Source organism: Streptomyces sp. NPDC052016, from assembly GCF_044548445.1.
GTDB lineage: Bacteria > Actinomycetota > Actinomycetes > Streptomycetales > Streptomycetaceae > Streptomyces.
This window is the reverse complement of sequence record NZ_JBIUBX010000009.1, coordinates 213,970-237,749: the sequence shown is the minus strand read 5'-3', so window position 1 is coordinate 237,749 and position 23,780 is coordinate 213,970. Positions and strand designations below refer to the sequence as shown.

Sequence of the window (23,780 nt, the reverse complement as noted above, 5' to 3'; positions counted from 1 at the left end):
TCCGTCCTTGAGGGATTGTCCTGAGCGGTTGTCCTGAGCGGCTGTCCGGGGAAGCCCTCCGACGCCGGACGGCCTGGGGGAGACGCCGCAGGGGTGGCGAGTTCACCTTCCCCCGGAGACATTCATGGACACCTCAACCCTGGAAGCGATGAGGACCGCGCTGCGCGGACCCGTCACCGGACCCCAGGACCCCGACTACGACCAGGCCCGCAAGATCTACAACGCCATGATCGACAAGCGTCCCGCCGCCATCGCCCGCTGCGTCGACGACGGGGACGTCATGGCGGCCATCAGGTTCGCCCGCGACCAGGGGCTCGAACTGGCCGTCCGCGGAGCCGGGCACAGCGGCCCCGGCCTCTGTCTGGTGGACGGCGGAGTCACCCTCGACCTGTCCCTGATGCGGTGGGTGCGGGTCGATCCCGCCGCGAGGACCGCCCAGGTCGGCGGCGGGAGCCAACTCGGCGACCTCGACCACGCCACGCACGCCTTCGGGCTCGCCACGCCCTCCGGCATCATCTCCATGACGGGCGTAGGGGGCTTGACGCTGGGCGGCGGCCACGGCTACCTCACGCGCAGGTACGGCCTGACGGTGGACAACCTCCTCGCGGCGGACGTCGTCCTGGCCGACGGCACCTTCGTCACGGCGAACGAGACCGAACACCCGGACCTTTTCTGGGCGTTGCGCGGCGGCGGCGGCAACTTCGGGGTCGTCACCTCGTTCACGTACCGCCTCCACCCGGTGGAGACGATCGGGTTCGGGGTCACCGTGTGGCCGGTCGACCACACCCGCGAGGTGCTGACGTGGTACCGCGACTTCCTTCCGCAGGCACCGGAGGACGTCTACGGCTTCTTCACTCTGTTCACCATCCCGCCGGCCCCGCCGTTCCCCGAGGAGATCCACGGCCGGAAGGTGTGCGGCGTCGTGTGGTGCCACACCGGTGACCTCAGCGGCTTCGAGGAGGCGTTCGCGTCGGTGCGCGATCCCGCGCCGCCCGCCTTCCACTTCACCACGCCGATGCCGTATCCCGTCCTGCAGACCAGCTTCGACGAACTGATCCCCACCGGATACCAGTGGTACTGGCGGGGCGACTTCTTCGACAGCGTCCCGGACGCCGCCATCGACGTCCACCTCAAGTACGGCGAGAACCTCGCCAGCCCCCTGTCACTGATGCACCTGTACCCGGTCGACGGCGCCGCCCACCGGGTGGGTCCGGACGACACCGCGTGGGCGTACCGGGACGCCGTCTGGTCCGGCGTCTTCGCCGGCGTCGACCCCGACCCCGCCAACGCCGAGACCATCAAGCGGTGGTGCGTCGACTACTGGGAGGAGATGCACCCGTACTCCATGGGCGGCTCGTACGTGAACTTCCTCGGCGAGGCCGAGGAACCGGGCCGCGTCCAGGCCACGTACCGCGGCCACTACGACCGTCTCGCGCAGGTCAAGAAGACGTACGACCCGGACAACGTCTTCCACGCCACCCAGAACATCAGGCCGGCCTCACAGCCGCAGGCCGGGTGAGTCCGCGCGGGTGCCGGTGGCGGCCCGCCCGCTGTCCGCCGGGCCGCCGGACAGCGCCGAGAGCCGCGCCGGCCCCGACCGGCGCGGCTCTCACCCGCGCACGTGCACCCCCTCACATGCCGGGAGCGCGGAAGGCCACCTGCCGCCGGGCGGCCTCGTCGATCTCGTCGATGGTGAGGAGGGGAGTGGCCCGGGTGCGCAGGGCGCCGCTGGCCTTCACGGTGAGGCTGATGGCGGCCATGGAGACCGGGTCGGGGAAGTCGACGATCATCACCAGGTCGTCCTCGCCGAAGGCGAAGTACATGGCCTCGACCCGTCCGCCCAGGTCGGCGACCACCTGGTCGACGGCGGCACGGCGACCGCTTCCGCCCTCCTTGAGCAGCCCCTTCGTGCCCTCGGATGTGTAGCTGGCCTGGATGAGGAACTTCGGCATGGGGACGCTCCCTGCCCGTCGGCTGTCCGGTACGCAGAGTGGGCTTCCCGCTGCCGCCCCGGCCGCCATCCACCGAGCGGCCGGATTCACTCGTTGGAACCCACACCGTTGGACTCGTTGGAACCCGCGCCGTCGGAACCCGCGCCGTTGGAACCCGCGCCGCCCGATGAACCCGTGGCGGCCGACGACACCGCCGAAGGCGCCACGACCCGAAGGACGTCGAGCACCGCTCTGCGTGAGTCCGCCCGCCCTGCGCGGACCCGGCACCCGCACTGCGCGGACCCGGCGCACGAACCGGCCCGCTACCGACCGCTACCGGCGCGGCACCGGCACCCTCACCTCAGGCCTCTTCCAGGGCCTCACCGAACGCGCGCAGCAGCCGGCCGTGATGGCTGTGGGCGAGCTGGTGTCCGACCCCCAGGACCAGCGCCACCGGCCATTCGACGATCTCGAGAGCGGCCAGCACGCCGACGCCCGCGAGAAAGGCGAGCTGCTCCGGGGGCAGGAGCTCCACACGCGTGCCGAACACGTCGAGCGTCACGCTGTGGTGGGTGACGGCGTGGTCAGCCGCCTCCCCGGCATTCATCGCGTCCGTGCCCGCGGAACACTGGACGGGAGGCGCATCGTGTGGGGGGACAGTCGATGCGGTCATGGTCGCCATCCGATCCATCGTCGGCCAGGGACCCGTCGGCGATGCGTTCGTTCCGGCATGTTCTCTCTCCTCGTCAACCCTATCCAGGGCGGTTTGAGGGCGCATGTGCGAAGCGGCGGCCGCCTCACGGCGGCGGGAGCGGTTCTTCCGGCGGCGCCCACCGACGACAGCCGATGAGCCGCCGGCATCCGCTCCCGGGACGGAAGAGGACGGGACAGGAAGCGACGCGGCCCGTTCGTCCAACACGGTGAAGTGGGACGAACGGGCCGCAGGCGGCTGTCGGCAGCGCTGCCGACGCCTCAACCACCCAGGGTGTACAGGGGCACTCCCGCCCCTGCGTACTGGCTAGTGGTCGTTGAGGTAATAGTGCTGCGTCTGGTAGTCGCGGTCCGGACCCAGCCAGATCGTGACGCCGATCTGAGTGTTCTCGGGGAGGTCGTACACGCCGCCCTGCGAAGCACGGGCCGAGGCGCATGATCCCTCTCCGCCCGAGGCGGTGAGCGTGTAGCGGATGTGATAGGCGCCGCTGCTCGCCTGGCTGGCGATCTGAACCCGGGGAGCGTACCCGTCGGCCGCCGTGTCGCAGAGCGAGACGATGTCGCCGTGCTCAGCGATGTAGACCGTGCCACCATCCCTGGAGTCCGAGGTGGTCCACGTGTGGTCCCAACCGCCGCTGGGCGGATCAACAGCTGCAGACGCCGAGGTCGCGGTGGCGAGTGCCCCGCCGGCGAGGAAAACGGTGGTGGCGGCTAAGGCCCCGATCTTGTGGCGCATCGTGTGACTCCTCCTCATGCTCGCTCGGGCAGTCCGGCGAGCCGGTGTGACAGTACGTCATCTGAACAACGAGTGAACATTTGTTTTTCGATCACGCTCTCCATCGCGGTGTCACGGCAGTCCGAGTCGATGGGTATGCCGACTGTCTGCAGGGCGGCCGACTCCTCAACAAGGCACCGAAGCCCGCGGCCGACCTCCGCTCCGTCTCCTGCCCGACGGAACTGCTCGGCGCGTTCACGCGCCACATGGACGGGTTCGCCGCTCCCGCCGGCCGGGCCGGGCACGTCTTCGTCGGACCGCGGACCGGGCAACGGCGGCGAAGTAACTATCGGACGACCGGGTCCAAGACCCGGACCGGCCATCGCTGACCGCTTCGGAGCCATGATCGACGAGGGTGGGGGAGGGACCTCCGGCTAGGAAATGTGGCATCCGCGTGGCATTAGCTGATACCGGGTGTAGGTAATGGCCTTGCTGCGATGGTGGAAGCTGACCATGCTGGGCCGATGCCAGGGCAGCGCAAAAGAAGGCGTCATCAGCAGGACGAGGCGCAGCGGGCTGCCGCTCGTCTCGCGCCTGACGCGGGCCACTGGGAAGTGCTTTTCGAAACCCAGGACGAGTCGGAATGGCACGCTCATATCCGTCGTCTCCGAGCGTCGGACATGCAGATCGACTGGACGGCGGTGCGGGTGGACACGCTCTGTGGGCGCCAGACGCAACCCACCACCTTCCGGTTGAGCCTCTTCGTGCCGAAGCCCATGCCCGATCCGGACCGGGACTCCTCCAGGTAGTGGCAGGCGTGTGGCACGACCTCGGACACGACGAAGGGCCGTCCCGGAAGGAAACCCCTCCCGAGCCGACCCTTATCGCTGTGCCCCCGGCAGGATTCGAACCTGCGACACCCGCTTTAGGAGAGCGGTGCTCTATCCCCTGAGCTACGAAGGCGGACCGTGGCCGTGCGGGCCACAGGCGTCAGCGTACCGGATCTGATCGGTGGGGTGTGGGGGTCAGGTCAGAGGGACGTGGGTGAAGCGGGACGCCACGTGGAGGTCGGTCTCGATGTGGGAGGCCGTCGTGGTCAGGGCGGGGAGGATGTCCTGGACGCATTCCTCCAGCGTGCGGCGGGCCGCGTGGGTGGCCGCGGTGAGGGCGGCGACCGTGCGGCCGTTGCGGTCGCGGATCGGGACCGCGATCGTGCGCAGGCCCTCCTCCAGTTCCTCGTCCATCAGCGCGTAGCCGGCCTCGCTCCGGGCGGCGTTCGTTCCCTCCGCCCTTGTCCGCCGGTCACCTTCTGCCCGCCCCGCGCCTTCTGTCCGCTCCGACGCCTCTGCCCGCCCCGCGCCGCCTTCTGTCCGCTCCGACGCCTCTGCCCGCCCCGCCAGCAGTACCGTCCCCGCCGACGTTCCGTTCGCCGGCAGGCGTGTGCCCACGGTCAGGTGCACGCTCATGACGTGGCGGGCGGGGACGTGGGCCGTGTACTGGATGTGGTCGGGCGTGTCGGTGAGGACCGCGAGGGATGTCGACTCGTGCAGGAGGTCGGTGAGGGCTGTCATGTGGGGGGTGGCGATGCGGGGGAGGGAGGTGCGGGAGAGGGGTGGGAAGCCGAGGGAGAGGACCCGGGGGGTGAGGGCGAAGGCGCGGTCGGCGGTGGGGGTCACCAGGCCGAGGTGGTCGTAGGTGATCAGGGAGCGGCGGGCCGTCGCCCGGGCCAGTCCCGTCGCCTTCGCCACCTCCGTGAGGGTCAGGGCCGCTCGGCCCGTGCCGAACGCCGTCAGGACGGTCAGGCCGCGGGCGAGGGATTCGACGAACTCCCGGCCCAGTTCCTGTTTCGAGGCGCCGGTCCAGAGGGCCAGGCCCGCGGGGGGCGGGCCTGGTTCCGCGGGCGGGGCCTGGCGCAGGTCCTCCTCCATCGCCGCCACCGCCGTGCGCAGGCGGGGCAGGAGAGTCGTCCGCAGGTCCGCCGCCGTGTGGCGGCTGGTGTGGCTCACGACGCTCGCCACGCAGGCGATCCGGGAGGTGAGGGGGTCGCGCACGGGGGCCGAGACGGCCACCAGGCCCGGTTCGATCAGCTGGTCGTCCAGGGCCCAGTGCTCCGCCTTCGCCTTCGCCGTCCGCCGTACGAAGTCCGTGGTGTCGTCGTCGCAGCCCTCGCCGGGCTGGTTGGCGCCGGGCTGGTTCGGGGCGGGGTGGTGGCGTGGGGGGATCGCCGGGAAGCCGTGGTCCTGGGGGTCCGTCGTGCGGCGGGCGCGCCAGTGGTTCCAGTCGGCGTCCGTCCACTCCGTCGCGAAGAGAGGGCCCGGCGCGGTGCGTTCGGCGGGCAGCAGGTCGCCGATGCGGAAACTGAGGGACATCGCGCGTCGGCGGGTCGCCTGGTGGATGAAGCGGACGCCGTCGCGGTCGGCGACCGCGAGGGAGACGGACTCGTCCAGGTCGTCGGCCAGGGCGTCGGCCCGGGCCGAGAGCAGGGCGGGCAGGCGGAGGGCCGCCAGGTAGGCGTTGCCCAGTTCCATGACGGGCGGGGCCAGTACGGCGTCGCGGCCGTCGAGGCGGACGTAGCCCATGCGGGCCAGTGTCGCGGCGATGCGGTCGACCGTGGAGCGGGCGAGGCCGGTGGCGCGTTCGAGGTCGCTCAGGCTCATCGTGCCGCCCGCCGCGGTCAGCTCCGTCAGGACGGCGATCCCGCGGATCAACGGCGTGACCGCCTCCTCCGGGACGGGCGACGGGGTGGGCGTCTCCCGGGCGGGCGGCGGGGTCGTCTTCGCGGGCATCGGCTCTCCGTACGGCGGTCGCGGCAGGCCTACGGTAGTCCGGGTGGCTGTCTGGCCGGGTTACCGCCAACTCGTTGGGGGTGGTCGCGGCAGGCCTGCGATTGTCCGGGCCGCTGCCGGGCCGGTCGCTGCAGGGTCTCCGTACGGCGGTCGCGGCAGGCCCGGCGTTGTCCGGGCGGCCGCCGGGCCGGTCACTGGCGGGTCTCCGCATGGCGCTTTCGGCGAGCCTGCGATCGTCCGTGGCGGCGGCCGCGCCGGTCGCTCCCGGCTCCGTACGGCGGTCGCGGCAGCCCCGCCTCAGTTCAGGCAGCCGCCGAACCCGCTACTGCCGGGTCACCCGCACCCGGTACGTCCCCTCCAGGTCGGCCGCCGTCACCGAGATGCGCACGCCCCGCTCGGGGTCCTTGAAGGTCTCGCCCGGGACGAAGGGCGCGTCGGAGAGTTCCGCGTGGACGTTCGGGCTGCGGGTGCAGCCGCCGCTGTCGCGCTGGGAGTCGTAGACGGTCACCGGGCCCATGCCTGTGTCGACGTCCGCGTCGACCTTGTAGATGAGGATGCCGGGGCGGCACACCGCCTCGTCGTTGCCGTCGCGGGTGCGCAGTTCGAGGGCGTAGCCGGTGCGGCGGTCGAGGGGGACGAAGACCAGCTTCGGGCCGCCTGCGCGGGCGAGGGGGGTGAGGGTGTACTCCTTCGAACCGTGGGCGGTGGCGCAGTTGACCTGGTCGGCGTCCAGCCAGCCCAGTTTCCACTTGTGCCAGCCCAGCAGGTCGTTGTTGGCGCCCCAGTCCTCGCTCATGATGTCCCAGTGGCCGACCGCGCCCCCGCCCTCCTGGGTGTAGAGGTCGGGCAGGCCGAAGACGTGGCCGTTCTCGTGCGGCAGGACGCGGAAGCCGGTCTCGGCGTAGGAGCCGGAGCCGTCGTCCTGGCGGGAGTAGACGAAGGAGGCGTTCGCCACGGGCGCGCCGTCCGCCACCGGGGCCTCGCTGTTGCCGGCGAACGTCACCGACAGGACCGTGTCCAGCGCCGAGGGGCCGGCGTTCGGGGTGACCAGTACGTTCAGGAGGTCGTACTTGCGGAAGTCGACGCGCGGGTCGGCGGCGGCCACGATGTCCTGGACGAGTTCCCGGTAGCCGGGATCGAAGGGCGCGCCGCGCTCTATGCCGTACGCCTTGAACGACTTGGGCATGCGCAGCCAGCGGGGGATCGGGGCCTCGGCGCGGTAGTCGAGGCGGGCGTAGGAGGCGGTGCGGAACCACTGTCGGGTCTGCGGGACGAACTCCCGGAAGCGGTCCCGCGCGGTGCCCGCGCCGGGTGCGTCCGAGAAGTCGATCATGAGGGTGAGGGCGCGGACGGTGCCCGTGGAGCGCGCGTAGCCGCCGGATGTCGGCACGCCCTCGGACATCTGGACGGCGGGGCTGCCGTTGATCATGCAGGGGGCGAGGGCGGCCGTGCGGGCCACGGGGACCGGTCCGGCGCCGGCCGTTGCCGGGCCCCGGCCGAGGAGTCCTGAGTCCGCGGAGGTGTTGACCGCGAACGTCAGGGCGGTCACGCACGCGAGGGCGGCCGCGCGGCGCGGGCATATCCGACGGCGGAGCGGCTCGGGGGGTGTCCCCGGGCCGCCGTCCCGGGGGCGCTCAGGCTGCGGCTGCATGCGGGCACCTCTCGCTCCAGGCAGCCATGGGTCACCGGCTGCACCCTCGCGATCACCCTCCGTCGGGGCGGGCGGGTGCGCGCGTCGGGGCGGCCGATCGTGGGTTACCTGCAGGTAGAGGGGGGTGTGGTTCAGGTCACATCAAAAGAAGCCAGGGGCCGGAAATAACCGGGGACCGCTTCCCCGTTTAGCCCTGTGTCCGACCGAAACGGGGAGAGCTTCCCCGGTTCCCCGGACTCAACCGTTCCGACTCACGAGGAGTACGCCGTGCAGACCGCAGCCCCCGCGCAGCGCAAGGTGACCCGGCCGCGCGCCGACGCCCTGCGCAACCGGGAGCGGATCGTCACCGCCGCCCGCGAGATGTTCGTCGAACTGGGCCCGGACGTGCCGCTCGACGACATCGCCCGCCGGGCCGGCGTGGGCAACGCGACGGTGTACCGCAACTTCCCCGACCGCGACGCGCTGGTCCGCGAGGTCGTCTGCTCCGTCATGGACCGGACGGCCGAGGCGGCCCGGCAGGCGCTCGCGGAGACGGGCGACGCCTTCGGCGCGCTGGAGCGTTTCGTGCACGTCGCCGCCGACGAACGGCTCAGCGCGCTGTGCCCGATGGCCGCCAGCGCCTTCGACGAGAACCATCCCGACCTCGAGGCGGCCCGGCTGCGCGCCGAGCGGCTCATCGAGGAGGTCATGGAGCGCGCCCGGCGGGCCGGGCAACTCCGCCACGACGTCGGGCTCGGTGACCTGATGGTCGCCGTGGCCCAGCTCAGCCGGCCCCCGGCGGGCACCGCCTGTCCGATCGCCGACCGCTTCGTCCACCGCCATCTGCAGCTGTTCCTGGACGGGCTGCGGGCTCCTGCCCGCTCCGTCCTGCCGGGCGCGGCCGTGACCATGGAGGACCTGCGCCAGGCCTGAGAGACCACCAGCACCTCCGTTTCCTACCGACTGCGCGGCCGTCGCCGTAGACGAGCCGTCCCCTTTTCTCACTCTTTTTCCGTCACGAAGTCCCGAAGTGGGTACCTCCATGTCTGAATCAGCCACCGCCAAGGCGCCCGCGCCCGGCGTCCAGGCGGACCCGGGTCGCTGGAAAGCGCTCGTCTTCATCGCCCTCGCGCAGCTGATGGTCGTCCTCGACGCGACCATCGTGAACATCGCCCTGCCCTCCGCCCAGCAAGACCTGGGCATCTCCGACGGCAACCGCCAGTGGGTCGTCACGGCCTACGCGCTCGCCTTCGGCGGCCTGCTCCTCTTCGGTGGCCGGATCGCCGACCTGTGGGGCCGCAAGCGCGCCTTCGTCATCGGCCTGGGCGGCTTCGCCGCGGCCTCCGCGCTGGGCGGCGCGGCCACCAACGAGGCGATGATGTTCGGCGCCCGCGCCCTGCAGGGCGTCTTCGGCGCCCTCCTCGCCCCCGCCGCGCTCTCTCTGCTCGCCGTGATGTTCACGGACGCCAAGGAGCGCGCCAAGGCGTTCGGCATCTACGGCGCGATCGCCGGTGGCGGCGGCGCCGTCGGTCTCATCCTCGGCGGGTTCCTCACCGAGTACCTGGACTGGCGCTGGACGTTCTTCGTGAACATCCCCTTCGCCGTCGTCGCCGCGGCCGGCGCCTACTTCGTCATCCGTGAGCCCGAGGGCGGCCGCAACCGCTCCTCCCTCGACATCCCGGGCGTCATCCTGTCCACCCTCGGCCTCGTCGCCCTGGTCTACGGCTTCACCCGCGCCGAGTCCGAGGGCTGGGGCGACTCCGTGACCGTCGGCATGTTCGTCGCGTCCGGCGTGCTGCTCGCGGCCTTCGTGCTCGTCGAAGCGAAGGTCAAGGCCCCGCTGCTGCCCCTGCGCGTGCTCACCGAGCGCAACCGCGGCGGCGTCTACCTCTCGCTCGGCCTCGCGATCATCTCGATGTTCGGTCTGTTCCTCTTCCTGACCTACTACCTGCAGGTCGTGAAGGGTTACTCGCCGGTCAAGACCGGTTTCGCGTTCCTGCCGATGATCGCGGGCATGATCACCGGCTCCACCCAGATCGGCACCCGTCTGATGACCCGGGTCGCGCCCCGGCTGCTGATGGGCCCCGGCTTCCTGGTCGCCGCGCTCGGCATGCTGCTGCTGACCCGCATGGAGATCGGCTCCTCGTACACGACCCTGCTGCTGCCGGCCATGCTGCTGCTCGGCCTGGGCATGGGTACGGCGTTCATGCCGGCCATGGCCCTGTCCACGCAGGGCGTGGAGCCGCGGGACGCCGGTGTGGCCTCCGCGATGGTCAACACCTCGCAGCAGGTGGGCGGCGCGATCGGCACCGCCCTGCTGAACACCGTCGCCGCCTCCGCGACCACCGCCTACATCACGGACCACCTCGCCTCCGCGACCTCCCGGTCGCAGCAGCAGCTGGTCCAGCTGGAGGGCCAGGTCCACGGTTACACGAGCGCCATCTGGTTCGCCGTCGGCATCCTGGTCCTCGCCGCCGTGATCGCCCTGACCCTGGTGAACGCCGGCAAGCCGGACATGGGCCCGGTGGGCGGGTCGGGCGCACGCGACGGCGAGGGCGCCGAGGACGCCGTGCCGGTGCCGGTGATCGCCCACTGAGTCCTGCGGGCACTCAGTCGAGCCCGCTCACACAGGTACCGCCTGTAGGCACCGCCCGTACGTACGGCCCGCCCTAGCGCAGCCAGGGCAGGTCGGCACCCGCTTCGTTGGGCTGGAGTCCCTCGGCGACGATCTCCATGATCTCGCCGAGGGACTTCTGCTGTTCGGGGGTGAGGCGGTCGAAGAGCGCGTTGCGCACGGCGGCCACGTGGCCCGGCGCGGCGCTCTTCAGCACCTCCATGCCCTGGTCGGTGAGGACGGCGAACTGACCGCGCTTGTCGGACGGGCAGTCCTCGCGCCGTACCCAGCCGTTCTTCTCCAGGCGGGCGATGGCGTGGGAGAGGCGGGAACGGGTGATCTTGGCGTGCATGGCCAGCTCGGTCATGCGCAGGCGCCGGCCCGGAGACTCGGCGAGCTTGACCAGGAGCCCGTAGTAGACGTGCGGCATCCCCGCGTCACGTTGGAGCTGGCGGTCCATGTGGTCTTCGAGGAGATAGGTGGCGTGCAGGTAGGAGCGCCAGATGCGCTGCTCCTCTGCGGTGAGCCACTGGGGCTCGTCGGGGGAAGCGGCTGCCTTCGTCATGTACTCCACTGTACGGGCTTCCTCCTTGAACTTTAAACAAGTGGGCTCTACAGTTATGGCGATAGCGATTTAGACTTCAAGTAGTGCTGGAGCGAGGGTCGGCCACCCGGCGAAGCGCCCTCGGAGGGAGTCACCGCCATGTCCGCCGCCACTCAGGAGCACGCCCCCCAGGAGCATCCCTCGCAGGAGGGCGCCCCGCAGGAGGGCGCCTCGTCGGAGCGCATGCCCGCCCTGTACCTCAGCCACGGCGCGCCGCCCCTCGCGGACGACCCCGTCTGGCCCGGCCAGCTCGCCGCCTGGTCCGCCGACCTGCCCCGCCCCAAGGCGATCCTCATGGTCTCCGCCCACTGGGAGGAGGCCCCGCTCGCCCTCGGCGCGGTCGACCCGGTTCCCCTGGTCTACGACTTCTGGGGCTTCCCCGAGCACTACTACCGGGTGGCGTACGACGCCCCCGGCGCGCCGGAGCTCGCCGAAAGCGTGCGCAAGCTGCTGCGCGCCCCCGGTACGCCCGTGCAGGACATCCCGGACCGCGGGCTCGACCACGGAGCCTACGTCCCGCTCGTCGAGATGTTCCCGGCCGCCGACGTTCCCGTCCTGCAGGTCTCCCTGCCCACCCTCGACCCCCGCCGCCTGATGGAGATCGGCCGCAGGCTCGCCCCCCTGCGCGACGAGGGCGTGCTGATCGTCGGCTCCGGCTTCTTCACCCACAACCTGGCCGCGCTGCGGCAAGGGGGCGTCCCGGCCTGGTCCGCCGAGTTCGACGACTGGGGTCGGCGGGCGCTGGACGCCGGTGACGTGGACGCGCTGCTCGACTTCACCCGCAAGTCGCCGGCGGGCCTGCTCGCCCATCCGCGCACCGAGCACTTCGCACCCCTCTTCGTGACGATGGGGGCCGCCGACGCCGCCGGTGAGCTGGGCCGGCAGAAGTCGGTGATCGACGGCTTCTGGATGGGGCTGGCGAAGCGGTCGGTCCAGTTCGGCTGAGGGTCACGCGGCGGGTGCTGTCGAGGTCCAGCCCCGGCTCGACTCGGAGGGCGCTGCCGAGGTTCGGTCCGGCTGAGGGCGACGCGGAGGGTGCTGTGAGGTCCGGTTCGGCTCGGGGCCGGGCGGCGGTTGCTGCCGAGGTCCGGTGCGGCTGAGGGCGACGCGGAGGATGCCGCCCAGAGGGCTCAGAGCTCCTTCTCGTACCAGGCCACGTCCCAGTACCTGCCGAACTTGCGGCCGACCTCGCCGTACGTGCCGATGTGGCGGAAACCGAAGCGCTCGTGCAGGCGTACCGACGCCTCGTTGGGCTGGGCGATGCCCGCGTACGCGCGGTGCAGGTCCTCCTGGGCCAGGGCGGCGAACAGGGCCTCGTAGAGGAGGGTGCCGACGCCGCGGCGGCCGGCGTCCGGGGTGACGTAGACGGTCACCTCCACCGAGGTCGAGTAGGCGGCCTTGGGGCGGTAAGGACTGGATGTGGCGTAGCCCAGAATCCGCTGTGAGTCGCCCTCCGGATCGTTCTCCGTGGCAACCATCAGCCGGTACGGGCCGTCTTCAGGGTGGGAGAGCAGCCAAGGGCGGCGCTCTTCCGGAGTGAAGACCGTGGTATCGAATGTGATCGGCGTCTCACGTACGTAGTGGTTGTAGAGGGCCGTGAGGGCTTCGAGGTCACCCTCGACCCCCGGCCTGACCTGCACCTCTGTACGTTCCGACCGCATCGCGCCTCCTCGTGTGGCCGGACAGGGTACTGCAAGATCAGAAAAAATGAGGGGCGGGTTGGGAATTCTGTCCTGATTCCAGTCGTTGTTTCCATCGGATGCAGGGCACCCGAGGAGAGTCCCGGTGAGAGTCCCGGGAGGACCCGAGAAGTGGCCCGGTGTCCACGGACCACCCGCTGACCCCACCATCGCAAGGGAGCACGCATGGCAACCCGTGCCGTCGCCCGTCGTCAGTCCGCCACCGGCGAGACGGCCGACGCGGCAAGCAGTGTTCGCGTCCACGGCGGCGAGATCGCCGACCGCGATCTGGTCGGCATGTACCTCGACGAGATCGCGCGCACACCGCTGCTCGACGCCGCCAAGGAAGTCGAGCTGTCGCAGATCATCGAGGCGGGTGTGTTCGCGCGACAGGTCCTCGACGGATACGAGGAGTCCAAGGCGGACGCCTCCCGCGAGGAGCTCGAGGCGCTCGTCGCCGAGGGAGAGCGCGCCAAGGACGTCTTCATCCGTTCCAACCTCCGCCTGGTCGTCGCGGTCGCCCGCCGCTACCCCCGGAGCGGACTGCCCCTGCTCGACCTCATCCAGGAGGGCAACGCCGGCCTGGTGCGCGCGGTCGAGAAGTTCGACTACCGCAAGGGCTTCAAGTTCTCCACGTACGCCACCTGGTGGATCCGCCAGGCGATCACCCGCTCGATAGCGGACCAGTCGCGCACGATCCGGCTGCCCGTCCACCTCGTGGAGGAGCTCGGCCGCATCCGCCGCGTCCAGCGCGAGTTCAACCGCGAGCACGGCCGCGAGCCGGAGCCCGCGGAGATCGCCGCCGAACTCGGTGCCACGCCTGAGCGCGTCATCGACGTGCTCGACTGGGCCCGTGACCCGGTCTCGCTGAACATGTCGGTGGACGACGAGGGCGAGACCCAGTTCGGCGACCTGCTCGAGGACACCTCCGCGGTCTCCCCTGAGCAGTCCGTCCTCACACTGCTGCGCAGTGAGGAACTGGACGGCCTCATCGACCGCCTCGACCCGCGCACCGCCTCGATCATCAAGATGCGGTACGGCATCGAGGACGGCCGGGAGCGCACGCTGACCGAGGTCGGCAAGGAGCACGGGCTCACCCGTGAGCGGATCCGGCAGATCGAGAAGCACGCGCTGCTGGAGCTGAAGAAGCTGGCCCGGGACACCGGGTTCGAGGCGGCGGCGTAAGCGGCTGCGGCCCGTCGCGCGAAGTGGCTCAGGGCGGCTGCGGGGCAAGCCCGCCGGCCGCCCGGCCGCTGTGGCGAGACCGGCGGCCGCCCGGCCGCTGTGGCGAGACCGCCGACCGACCAGCCGCTGTCGGGAGACCGCAGGCCGTCGGCCAGGGGGCGCGGGTGCGCCGCGGTCCGGCCCGGCTGGCCGGTGCCGGGCTGCGCGTCCACAGGTGAGGCGTTCACGGGGGCACGGGGCCACGGTCCTGTCGGGCACGGGATGCGCGATCGGCGGCCGCGCGGGATGCTGAGTGCCGGCCACGGGTGTTCGGTAAGGCTTGGGACCGGTGTGACGCGGCGGCGTGGCTGTGAGGGCCCATGCCACCGGCGTACGCCGGGTGGCGCAAGTCCGCGCGAACAATGGCGGTACAACGCCGCTTCAACCGAGAAGACCGGGGGAACAAGACTTCAGGGCACGGGAGTTCGGGCCCGCCGAACCCCGAAGCCCTTCGCGAGAGCCACCAGAAACCACGTCCCGACGCAATCCCCCCCCGGCGCCGGGACTCTCCCCGAGCCGGGTTCCGGCGCCTATCCCCCCAGGTGCCGGGACCCGGCTCGCTTCTTTGAGGCCGGTCTCCGTGCGGGGATCGCACCTCCGTGGGGACGCTTCTCCGGCGGCGTATGCGGAGGGTGGAGCCTTTACGCGGAGGGGTGTAGCCCCGCGTCTGCGGAGGGGAGGGACTCCGCGTGAGCGGAGGGCGCCGATGCGCGAGCATGATGAAAGGGCGGGGCACCCCGTACCTGAACCCCGGGGTGGCCCGCCTGGATGGCAGATTTTGCCACATGGGCATAGCCTGCCGATGTGACAAGCTCCACCCCCGCACCGCCGCCCTCGCCCGGTAACCCGCCCGCCAACCCTTCGCTGACCGAACGGCGCAAAGCGGCGACCAGGATGGAGATCGCCCGGGCGGCGGCCGGCCTCTTCGTGAGCCGCGGCCTGAAAGCCACCCGTGCGGAGGACATCGCCCAGGCAGCCGGCGTCGCCCCGCGGACCTTCTACCGGTACTTCGCCACCAAGGAGGAGGCCGTCGCCCCCCTCTACGCGGCCGGTGCCCAGCGCTGGGCGGAGGCGGTGCGCGAGTCCCCGGCGGAGTTGGCGCTGCCGGAGGCGCTGCAGCACGCCGTACGGAGCACCTTGACGCCCGGCGTCGGTATCTCGGCGGCCTCATGGGAGTGGGTCCGCACGCTGATCCGACTGGCGACGAGCAGTCCGGCCCTGGGCAAGGTCTGGGCCGAGGTCTGCCGTGCCTCGGAGGGGACGCTCGCGGAGATCCTGGCGACCCGTACCGCACGGTACGACAACGTTGCCGGGCCTGCTCCCGCTCCCGCGCCCACTCCCGCCCCCGACACCGCCCCCGCCTCGACGTCCGCCCAGGCCACCGGTGCTGAGACCCCGTCCGTCACCACCCTCACCCCCACCCCGCACCAACGCTTCGCCGCGGCGGTCGCGAGTGCCGCCGTCAGGATGGCCGTGGAGAGCTGGGCGATGACGGACAGCCCGGCGAGCGACCCCCAGGGCCCGGCAGAGCTGGCGCTGCGGAATCTCGAGGCGCTGCGGGGGTTCCGGTGGTCGGAACGGGAGACGGAGGGGCAGGACCTGGGCGAGAAGGGGCGACCGGGCGAGGAATGAGAGCGAGCGGGGGGAGTGGGAGCGAGCGGGGGAGGAGTGGGAGCGAGCGGGGGGAGTGGGAGCGAGCGGGGGAGGAGTGGGAGCGAGCGGGGGACGAGTGGGAGCGACCGGGGGACGAGTGAGAGGGGGCGCTCAGCGGGAGGGGGCGCGGTGAGGACCGTCCCTTCACGCCCCGGCGCTTCGCCGCCCGGTGAGGCCGGCGCCCCCGGCCCTGGTCAGTCGCCCGCCCAGCTCCCGTACGCACTCCGCGAGCTCACCCGGCCCTCGCACCGAGAACTCACACCCCACCATGACCAGCCGCACCGCCAGCCACTCCACCGGATCGCCGGTGACCCCGCGCAGCGAACACCTGCCCGCGTCGCCCTCGTCCTCCACCGGACGCCCGAACAGCGCCGGCAGCCGCCCCGCCACGACGTGCGCCGGAGCCGCGAACGCGACCTCGAACTCGTACGTCTCCTGCCGCCGGTGGATGGACTGCCGCAGGTACTCGGCGGCGTCGCCCTCCGGCACCTCCCGGGGAGCGAACCGTGCGCCGGTGGCGAACGGCTCGCTGACCCGGTCGACGCGGAACGTGCGCCAGTCCTGCCGTTCGAGGTCGTACGCGACCAAGTACCACCGGCGTCCCGTGGACACCAGCCGGTACGGCTCGGTCAGCCGGCGGGTCTCGGTCCCGTCCTTGGCCCGGTAGGCGAACCGCAGCCGCTCCCGCCCGGCCACCGTCGAGGCCATCACGGTCAGTGTCTCGGGTGCGATGCTCGCCCCGTCTCCGCTGGTCAGCGGCGTGGTCGCGGCCTGGAGGGTGGAGACCCGGTGCCGTAGCCGGGAGGGCAGCACCTGTTCCAGTTTCGCCAGCGCGCGCACCGACGCCTCGTCCACGCCCTCCAGCGCGTGCCCGGCGCCCGCGCGCAACCCGATCGCGATCGCCACCGCCTCCTCGTCGTCGAGGACGAGCGGCGGCATGGCCTTGCCGGCGACGAGCCGGTATCCGCCGTCCGAGCCCTTGGTCGCCTGCACGGGATACCCGAGCTCGCGCAGCCGGTCGATGTCCCGCCGGACCGTGCGGCGGGAGACCCCGAGCCGGCCGGCGAGCTCGCCGCCGGGCCATTCGCGGGGCGTCTGGAGGAGGGAGAGGAGCTGCAGCAGCCGTGCCGGAGTGTCCGTCGTCATGTCGTCGAGCATGCCCGACCACTAGGACATGATCTGACCTAATGCGCTCCTATGTTCGGGACATGACCTCCACCGAAGCCAATTCCGGCGGGCAGTCCGCCACAGGTGACCGTCGCCGCTGGTTCGCCCTCGCGATCGTGATGACCGCGGCCTTCATGGACCTCGTCGACGTCACGATCGTCAACATCGCCATCCCCGCCATCCAGCGGGACGCCGGTGCCTCCTTCAGCCAGATCCAGTGGATCACCGCCGGGTACGCGCTCGCCTTCGCCGCGGGCCTGATCACGGGCGGTCGCCTCGGCGACATCCACGGCCGCAAGCGCCTGTTCCTCATCGGCATCGGTGGCTTCACCGTCGCGTCCGCGCTGTGCGGCTTCGCCGCGAACCCCGAGATGCTCGTCGCCTCCCGGATTCTCCAGGGCGGCATGGCGGCGCTGATGGTCCCGCAGGTGCTGTCGATCGTGCACGCCACCTTCCCGGCACACGAGCGGGGGAAGGTGTTCGGGCTCTTCGGCGCGGTCGTGGGGCTGGGCGCCGTCTCCGGTCCGCTGCTCGGCGCGCTGCTCACCGAGTGGAACCTGTTCGGGCTCGAGTGGCGGCCCATCTTCCTCATCAACCTGCCCGTCGGCATCGCCGGCCTGATCCTCGGCAGCCGTTTCATCACCGAGTCGCGCGCGCCGAAGGCGCTCAAGCTGGACCTCGTCGGCGTCGTCCTCGTGACGCTGGGCCTGCTGATGCTGCTGTACCCGCTCACCCGCGGCCGCGAGCTGGGCTGGCCGCTGTGGGGCCACCTCTCGATGGTCGGCGCCCTCGGCGTCTTCGGGGCGCTCGTCGCGTACGAGAAGCGCAAGGGCGCGCGTGACGGCTCCCCGCTGATCGAGCTCTCCCTCTTCCGGGTGAAGAGCTTCGCTGCCGGCATCGCGGTGCAGACCGTCTTCGGCGTCGGCCTGGGCGTCTTCTTCCTCGTCTGGACGCTGTACATGCAGATCGGTCTGGGCTGGAGCGAACTGCGCGCCGGTCTCACGGGGGTGCCGTTCTCGCTCGCCGTCTCGACGGCCGCGGGTCTGTCGGTGCAGAAGCTGGTGCCGCGCTTCGGCCGCAAGGTGCTCCAGGCGGGCGCGCTCACCATGGCCGCGGGCGTCCTTCTCTACCTGTGGGAGTCCGAGCGGTACGGCCTCGGCATCGCACCCTGGCAGATGGCGCTCCCGCTGGTCGTGATGGGCGTCGGCATGGGCCTGATCGTCGCCCCGCTGACGGACGCGGTGCTCTCCGAGGTGCCGCGCTCCCACGCCGGTTCGGCGTCCGGGCTCATCAACACCGTGCAGCAGATGGGCAACGCGCTCGGCCTCGGCCTGGTGTCCGTCGTCTTCTTCGGGCGGATCGGCGACCGGCTCACCCCGGCCGAGGTGGGCCCGGAGTACGCCGACGCATTCCAGTACGCGCTGGGGTGGGTGGCCGCGGTGATGGGCGCCATCTTCCTGCTGATGTTCGCCCTGCCGAAGCGCCCGGCGCAGCATGTGGAGGGGGCGGGGGAGCAGCCCTCCGAGCGAGGCGCCGTCGCCGACGAGCGGCAGCCCGAGCCCGTGGGCTGATCGATTCGGAACGATTCTCCGGAGGGGCCCGGCATCTTCCCAGGTGCCGGGCCCCTCGGCTGTGTCCTGAACAGGTGGGCCGACCGGTGGGCCGACCGGTGGGCCGACCGGTGGGCCGACCGGTGAGCTGACTGGAAAGTCCGTTCATGCCCGGATGGGGCCCGAACCTGTTTACTTCCTGGACATGTGGGCGTAGCCTCCAAGGAGAAACCACAAGTTCGGGCATGCTCGGGCACGGTCCCGGACATGAGTCGGAGGCCCGCCGGGCATGGGCGGGCGTCGGTCGGGCATCGGTCGGAGGCGAGCGGACATGTACGCACCGGAGCGGCAGCAGGAGATCCTGCGGCTCGCCCGCGACGGCGGCCGGGTGGACGTCCTGTCGCTGGCCGAGGAGTTCCAGGTCACGGCGGAGACCATCCGCCGGGACCTGAAGGCCCTCGACCGCGCCGGCCTCGTCCGGCGGGTGCACGGCGGTGCCATACCGGTCGGACGCCTGGACTTCGAGCCGGACCTCGCCGAACGGGAGAGCACCTCCGCCGACGAGAAGGACCGCATCGCCAAGGCCGCCCTCACCGAGCTGCCCACCGAGGGCACGGTGATCCTCGACGCCGGTACGACGGTCGCCCGCCTGGCCGCCGCGCTTCCCCTGGAGGCCTCGCTCACCGCCGTCACGCACTCCCTGCCCATCGCGGCCCGCCTCGCGGACCACCCCGGCATGCAGCTCCACCTCGTCGGGGGACGGGTACGCCACCGTACGCGCGCCGCCGTGGACGCCTGGGCGCTGCGCGCGTACGGCGAGATCCGCGCCGACGTCCTCTTCGTCGCCGCGAACGGCTTCTCCGCCGAGCACGGACTGACCACGCCCGACCTGGCCGAGGCGGCCGTCAAGCGCGCGGCGATCGCCGCCGCCCGCCGAGTGGTCCTGCTCGCCGACTCCTCCAAGCACGGCCAGGAGCACTTCGCCCGCTTCGGCGACCTGAGCGACGTGGACCTGCTGATCACCGACAGCGGGCTGATCCCCGACGACGCGGCCGCCATCGAGCGCGGCGGCACGGAAGTAGTACGCGCATGATCCTCACCGTCACCCCCAACCCGTCCCTCGACCGCACCTACGAGGTCCGCGCCCTGACGCGCGGCGAGGTCATCCGCGCCGAGACCGAGCGCATGGACCCCGGCGGCAAGGGCGTGAACGTCTCGCGGGCCGTCGCCGCCGCCGGACGGCGCACGGTCGCCGTCCTGCCCCTGGGTGGTGCGCCGGGCAAGCTCGTCGCCGACCTGCTGGACGCGCAGGGCATCGAGGTCGCGCCGGTCCCGATCGCCGGATCCACCCGCTCGAACATCGCGCTGGCCGAGTCGGACGGGGCGCTCACGAAGATCAACGCGCCGGGGCCCGAGCTGTCGGCCGCCGAGCAGGAACTGCTGCTGGAGACGGTGCGCGAGCAGTCGCGCGAGGCGGACTGGATCGCCTGCTGCGGCAGCCTTCCGCGGAGGCTCGCGCCGTCCTGGTACGCCGATGTGGTCGCGCGGGCGCACGCCGGGGGCGCGCGGATCGCGCTGGACACCTCGGGTCCGGCACTGCTGGAGGCGCTGCGCGCGCGGCCCGACGTGGTGAAGCCGAACGCCGAGGAGCTCGCGGAGGCCGTCGGCCGCCCCCTGGCGACCGTGGGCGACGCGGTGAAGGCGGCCGAGGAACTGCGTGAGATGGGCGCGCGTGCCGTGCTCGCGAGCCTGGGCGCCGACGGCCAGATCCTCGTGGAGGACGCGGGCACCTGGTTCGCGTTCGCGCGGGTCGAGGCCGTCCGCAGCAACGTGGGGGCGGGCGACTCCTCCCTCGCCGGCTTCCTCGTCGCCGGCGGCAGCGGCCCGCAGGCGCTCGCCTCCGCCGTCGCGCACGGCGCGGCCGCCGTCCAGCTGCCCGGCAGCGTGATGCCGACCCCGGCCGACCTGGACCCGGCGGCGGTGACGGTCACGGCGGAGGTGCCGGTGGACCGCGAACTGAAGGAGTCGGTGTCATGACCGTCCGCGCGCTCCCCGAGACGCTCACCGCACCGGACCGAGGACCGGCGAACCGAAGGTGGTCGGCGGACTTCAGGTCGACGAACTCCAGGTCGGCGCGTCCTAGGCCGGTGGACCGTGAGACGCCGGACCCGGAGTCACCGGCCCGTGAGCGGCGGGGCGCCCCGTTACTCGCCGCGCGGGACGGTCGGCAGGGCACCCTGAGCCGCTCCGCCGACCTCGCCGGACCACGCAGGCGGGGCTTCCCCGATCCCGCCCCCGTGAGCCCGGACTCCGCGGGCCGTGTCTGCGCCGGCCCCGCCACCGCCGGCCCCGGTGCCCCGGCACCATCCCCCACCACCCCCGTCCCCTCCCCCGCCCACCCCACGCTCCGGGCGATACGCGTGCGAAGGAGCCCGCGATGAGTGACATGATCACCGCGGATCTGGTCGACCTCGACCTGTCCGCCGACACCAAGGAAGCGGCGGCGCGATCCCTCGCCGAGCGCATGGTGGCCCAGGGCCGGGTGACCGACCTGGAGGGCTTCCTCGCCGACGTGTCCGCCCGCGAGGCCCAGATGCCGACCGGGCTCGACGGCGGCATCGGCATCCCGCACTGCCGCAGCGCCCACGTCACCGAGCCGACGCTCGGCTTCGGGCGCAGCGCCGCCGGCATCGACTTCGGCGCCCCGGACGGCCCCGCCGACCTGATCTTCCTGATCGCCGCCCCGGCCGGCGCCGACGACGCCCACCTGACGATCCTGTCCTCGCTGGCCCGCCAGCTGATGAACGCCGAGTTCACCGACGCGCTGCGGTCGGTGGACGACGCGGCGGCCGCGGCGGCGCTGATCCGCGGGGACGAGGAACCGGCCGGTGCCGAGGGCACCCCCGAGGACTCCGTGGCGGTGTCGGCGGCGGCCTCCGCCGACACCGCCACGGCCACCACCGCGGCCCCGGCCGGTGAGGACGCCTCCCAGGAGAGCGCCGCCGGCGCTGGCGCCTCCCTGGAGAGCGCCGGTGAGGACGCGCGCCCCTTCCGCGTCGTCGCCGTCACCTCCTGCCCGACCGGTATCGCCCACACCTACATGGCGGCCGAGTCCCTGGAGAACGCCGGCCGTGAGGTGGGCGTCGAGGTGGTCGTCGAGACGCAGGGCTCGGCCGGCTTCACCCGGCTCGACCCGGCCGTCATCGCCGCCGCGGACGGCGTGATCTTCGCTCACGACGTCCCCGTGCGCGACAAGGACCGCTTCGCCGGCAAGCCCACCGTGGACGTCGGCGTGAAGGCCGGCATCAACCGGCCCGCGGCGCTGATCGCCGAGGTACGGGGCAAGGCCGAGCGCGGTGAGGTGACGTCGGGGGCGCCCGCCGGCTCCGGCACGCCGGTCGAACGCGCGGGCGACTCCACCGAGGGCTACGGCACCAAGCTCCGCAAGTGGCTGATGTCCGGCGTCAGCTACATGGTCCCGTTCGTCGCCGCGGGCGGTCTGCTCATCGCCCTCGGTTTCGCGATCGGCGGCTACCAGATCAACAAGGCCCCCTCGGTCATGGAGCACTTCGCGTGGACCCAGGCCGACAGCTGGGGCGCGCTGTTCTTCCAGATCGGCGCCGCCGCCTTCGGCTTCCTCGTCCCGGTCCTGGCCGGCTACATCGCCTACGGCATGGCGGACCGGCCCGGCCTCGTCCCCGGCTTCGTCGGCGGGGCCATCTCGCTCACCATCAACGCGGGCTTCCTCGGCGGTCTGGCGGCCGGTCTGATCGCCGGCGGTGTGGTGATGGCGATCCAGAAGGTCAACATCCCGGTCGCGCTGCGCGGCATCATGCCGGTGGTGGTGATTCCGCTGGTCTCCTCGGCGATCGTCGGGTTCCTGATGTTCGTCGTCATCGGCAAGCCCATCGCCTCCGCCCAGAAGGGCATGACCGACTGGCTGAACGGCCTCACCGGCTCCAACGCCATCCTCCTCGGCGCCCTGCTCGGCCTGATGATGTGCTTCGACCTCGGCGGCCCCGTCAACAAGGTCGCGTACACCTTCGCCACGGCCGGCATCGCGGTGGCGGCCCCGAGCGACTCGGCGATGAAGATCATGGCGGCCGTGATGGCGGCCGGCATGGTCCCGCCGCTGGCGATGGCCCTCGCCACGACGGTCCGCGGCAAGCTCTTCACGCAGACCGAGCGCGAGAACGGCAAGGCCGCCTGGGTCCTGGGCGCCTCCTTCATCTCCGAAGGCGCGATCCCGTTCGCCGCCGCCGACCCGCTGCGCGTGATCCCCTCCGCGATGGCCGGCGGCGCCGTCACCGGCGCCCTGTCGATGGCCTTCGGCGCCACCCTGCGCGCCCCGCACGGCGGCATCTTCGTGGTCCCGCTGATCGGCAACCCGCTCCTGTACCTGGTCGCCATCGCGGCCGGCGTGTGCGTCACGACCGCCCTGGTCGTCGTCCTCAAGGGCCTGCGCAAGCCGGTCCCCGGCGCCACGGCCCCCGGGCCGGAGAGCGGCGCGGCCGCGGCGACGGCGGAGCGGAAGCAGCCGGTGGCGGCGTAGCGGCGAGCGGGCTGGTTCCTGATGGAGCGGCCGGTCGCATCCTCGCAGAACGGGGACGCGACCGGCCGCTCGTCCTCCTGTCGCCCCGTACGCCGGTCACGGACCATTCGCGCGGGATGGTGCATGGGTGCGGCCTGCACCACCTGCGAGATACGTCACGGTCCGGGCTCGCAGTCCCGGACCGTGATGTCTACTGACCGCATGCCTGAGCACCTCTCGATCCGCCGCCTGGCGGCCGGCGCCGCCGCCCTCGCCCTGGTCTGCGCCGCCTGGCCGGCAGGCCGGGCCCGCGTCCTGCGCCGTGGCGGCCCTCACGGCACGGGCGCACGGGGTCCCGCGGCGGACGGACTGGGCTCCGGGGCGGGCGTACCGTGCCGGGGCGCCGGAGCCCGCCCCTTCGGAGCGGGCGCCCGGCTGCGCTTCCGCGGCGCCTTGCGGACCGTCCGCGACGCCTTCCGGCCCGCGCGTGACGCCCTCCGGCCCGCCCGCGGCGCGCTGGGAAACTTCCACGGCGTGTTCCGTGAGGCGTTCCGTCCCTTGAACGGCTCCCTCGCCGCCGTCCCGCGCCAACGCCAGGTCGGCCCGCACCGGGAGGCCGTGGAACTGACCCCCGAGGAGAGGGCCGCCTTCGCGGGCCTCGTCCGCCGACTCGGCGGCAGCCACTGACCGTAGGCCCGCCGCGCACCACAGCCGACGGGTCGTGGGCAGACGTGCGCGCGGGATAACGGTCCGCACTCGGCGGCATCGGCTCGCATACGGCCTGTACTCGGAGCGATCCCGGACGCGTGTGGGCCACCCACGCTCGGGGGTACCTCCGTTCGGGGCACCTGCGCGCAGGAGCCCGATTGTGCGCAGAAGGCCCCTCTGGCTCAGGAGTCCCGGCTGTGCGCAGAAGACCCGGTCGGCTCAGAGTCCCGGCCGTGCGCAGAAGACCCGCAGGCTCAGGAGTCCCGGCTGTCCGCAG

At 72.2% G+C, this 23,780-nt stretch carries 19 protein-coding genes and 1 tRNA gene; 11 read left to right on the top strand and 9 right to left on the bottom strand.

Features of this window, described 5'->3' with window-relative positions; genetic code table 11:
• Positions 1–124: 124 nt before the first annotated feature.
• Positions 125–1,519: an FAD-binding oxidoreductase gene (locus ACIHAR_RS14100; protein WP_365471822.1), complete on the top strand. Its 1,395-nt coding sequence runs from the start codon at positions 125–127 to the stop codon at positions 1,517–1,519.
• Between the two features lie 112 nt (positions 1,520–1,631).
• On the opposite strand, the gene ACIHAR_RS14095 is transcribed toward ACIHAR_RS14100, so the two are convergent.
• From ACIHAR_RS14095 to ACIHAR_RS14070, 6 genes are all read right to left on the bottom strand, one after another.
• On the bottom strand, positions 1,632–1,952 hold the full coding sequence (locus ACIHAR_RS14095; protein WP_400019381.1) for a GYD domain-containing protein: 321 nt from the start codon (positions 1,950–1,952) through the stop codon (positions 1,632–1,634).
• A 340-nt stretch (positions 1,953–2,292) separates the two neighbouring features.
• A complete protein-coding gene (locus ACIHAR_RS14090) occupies positions 2,293–2,493 on the bottom strand; it encodes a hypothetical protein (RefSeq protein WP_365471816.1) in 201 nt (66 codons plus the stop codon).
• Positions 2,494–2,949: 456 nt separating this feature from the next.
• Complete coding sequence (locus ACIHAR_RS14085) at positions 2,950–3,378, bottom strand: hypothetical protein (protein ID WP_365471813.1); 429 nt, start codon at positions 3,376–3,378, stop codon at positions 2,950–2,952.
• Between the two features lie 869 nt (positions 3,379–4,247).
• Positions 4,248–4,320, bottom strand: a tRNA-Arg gene (locus ACIHAR_RS14080).
• Positions 4,321–4,382: 62 nt separating this feature from the next.
• Entirely contained in the window at positions 4,383–6,143 is a 1,761-nt protein-coding gene (locus ACIHAR_RS14075; protein WP_400019378.1) for an IclR family transcriptional regulator C-terminal domain-containing protein, read from the bottom strand.
• Between the two features lie 322 nt (positions 6,144–6,465).
• On the bottom strand, positions 6,466–7,794 hold the full coding sequence (locus ACIHAR_RS14070) for a M6 family metalloprotease domain-containing protein (protein WP_400019376.1): 1,329 nt from the start codon (positions 7,792–7,794) through the stop codon (positions 6,466–6,468).
• Between the two features lie 267 nt (positions 7,795–8,061).
• Here ACIHAR_RS14070 and ACIHAR_RS14065 point away from each other — a divergent pair, with 267 nt between their 5' ends.
• Both ACIHAR_RS14065 and ACIHAR_RS14060 read left to right on the top strand, forming a co-directional pair.
• Positions 8,062–8,706 (top strand): helix-turn-helix domain-containing protein, encoded by a 645-nt coding sequence (locus ACIHAR_RS14065; RefSeq protein WP_365463868.1) that lies wholly within the window; start codon positions 8,062–8,064, stop codon positions 8,704–8,706.
• A gap of 109 nt (positions 8,707–8,815) precedes the next feature.
• On the top strand, positions 8,816–10,369 hold the full coding sequence (locus ACIHAR_RS14060) for an MFS transporter (protein ID WP_365463865.1): 1,554 nt from the start codon (positions 8,816–8,818) through the stop codon (positions 10,367–10,369).
• A 73-nt stretch (positions 10,370–10,442) separates the two neighbouring features.
• Here ACIHAR_RS14060 and ACIHAR_RS14055 read toward each other — a convergent pair whose 3' ends face one another.
• Complete coding sequence (locus ACIHAR_RS14055; RefSeq protein ID WP_365463862.1) at positions 10,443–10,952, bottom strand: MarR family transcriptional regulator; 510 nt, start codon at positions 10,950–10,952, stop codon at positions 10,443–10,445.
• A 222-nt stretch (positions 10,953–11,174) separates the two neighbouring features.
• On the opposite strand from ACIHAR_RS14055, the gene ACIHAR_RS14050 reads away from it, so the two are divergent.
• Positions 11,175–11,936, top strand: a complete 762-nt coding sequence (locus ACIHAR_RS14050; RefSeq protein ID WP_400019419.1) for a dioxygenase — start codon at positions 11,175–11,177, stop codon at positions 11,934–11,936.
• A gap of 185 nt (positions 11,937–12,121) precedes the next feature.
• Here the strand turns inward: ACIHAR_RS14050 and ACIHAR_RS14045 are convergent, their stop codons facing one another.
• A complete protein-coding gene (locus tag ACIHAR_RS14045) occupies positions 12,122–12,652 on the bottom strand; it encodes an N-acetyltransferase family protein (RefSeq protein ID WP_365463859.1) in 531 nt (176 codons plus the stop codon).
• Between the two features lie 204 nt (positions 12,653–12,856).
• Here ACIHAR_RS14045 and ACIHAR_RS14040 point away from each other — a divergent pair, with 204 nt between their 5' ends.
• Positions 12,857–13,855, top strand: a complete 999-nt coding sequence (locus tag ACIHAR_RS14040; RefSeq protein WP_365463856.1) for a sigma-70 family RNA polymerase sigma factor — start codon at positions 12,857–12,859, stop codon at positions 13,853–13,855.
• Positions 13,856–14,788: 933 nt separating this feature from the next.
• Positions 14,789–15,526: a TetR/AcrR family transcriptional regulator gene (locus ACIHAR_RS14035; RefSeq protein WP_400019417.1), complete on the top strand. Its 738-nt coding sequence runs from the start codon at positions 14,789–14,791 to the stop codon at positions 15,524–15,526.
• Between the two features lie 165 nt (positions 15,527–15,691).
• On the opposite strand, the gene ACIHAR_RS14030 is transcribed toward ACIHAR_RS14035, so the two are convergent.
• Complete coding sequence (locus ACIHAR_RS14030; RefSeq protein ID WP_400019373.1) at positions 15,692–16,693, bottom strand: helix-turn-helix transcriptional regulator; 1,002 nt, start codon at positions 16,691–16,693, stop codon at positions 15,692–15,694.
• Positions 16,694–16,755: 62 nt separating this feature from the next.
• On the opposite strand from ACIHAR_RS14030, the gene ACIHAR_RS14025 reads away from it, so the two are divergent.
• The 5 genes from ACIHAR_RS14025 to ACIHAR_RS14005 all read left to right on the top strand — a co-directional run bounded on the left by ACIHAR_RS14025 (position 16,756) and on the right by ACIHAR_RS14005 (position 23,482).
• Positions 16,756–18,285, top strand: coding sequence for an MFS transporter (locus tag ACIHAR_RS14025; RefSeq protein ID WP_400019371.1), 1,530 nt, complete (start codon positions 16,756–16,758; stop codon positions 18,283–18,285).
• Between the two features lie 310 nt (positions 18,286–18,595).
• On the top strand, positions 18,596–19,357 hold the full coding sequence (locus ACIHAR_RS14020) for a DeoR/GlpR family DNA-binding transcription regulator (protein ID WP_400019369.1): 762 nt from the start codon (positions 18,596–18,598) through the stop codon (positions 19,355–19,357).
• Positions 19,354–20,301, top strand: coding sequence for a 1-phosphofructokinase (gene pfkB / locus ACIHAR_RS14015; protein ID WP_365463841.1), 948 nt, complete (start codon positions 19,354–19,356; stop codon positions 20,299–20,301). The genes ACIHAR_RS14020 and pfkB overlap by 4 nt, the downstream gene beginning before the upstream one ends.
• A gap of 400 nt (positions 20,302–20,701) precedes the next feature.
• A complete protein-coding gene (locus tag ACIHAR_RS14010) occupies positions 20,702–22,816 on the top strand; it encodes a fructose-specific PTS transporter subunit EIIC (RefSeq protein ID WP_400019366.1) in 2,115 nt (704 codons plus the stop codon).
• A 201-nt stretch (positions 22,817–23,017) separates the two neighbouring features.
• Complete coding sequence (locus tag ACIHAR_RS14005; RefSeq protein WP_400019364.1) at positions 23,018–23,482, top strand: hypothetical protein; 465 nt, start codon at positions 23,018–23,020, stop codon at positions 23,480–23,482.
• The last annotated feature ends 298 nt before the right edge of the window (positions 23,483–23,780 follow it).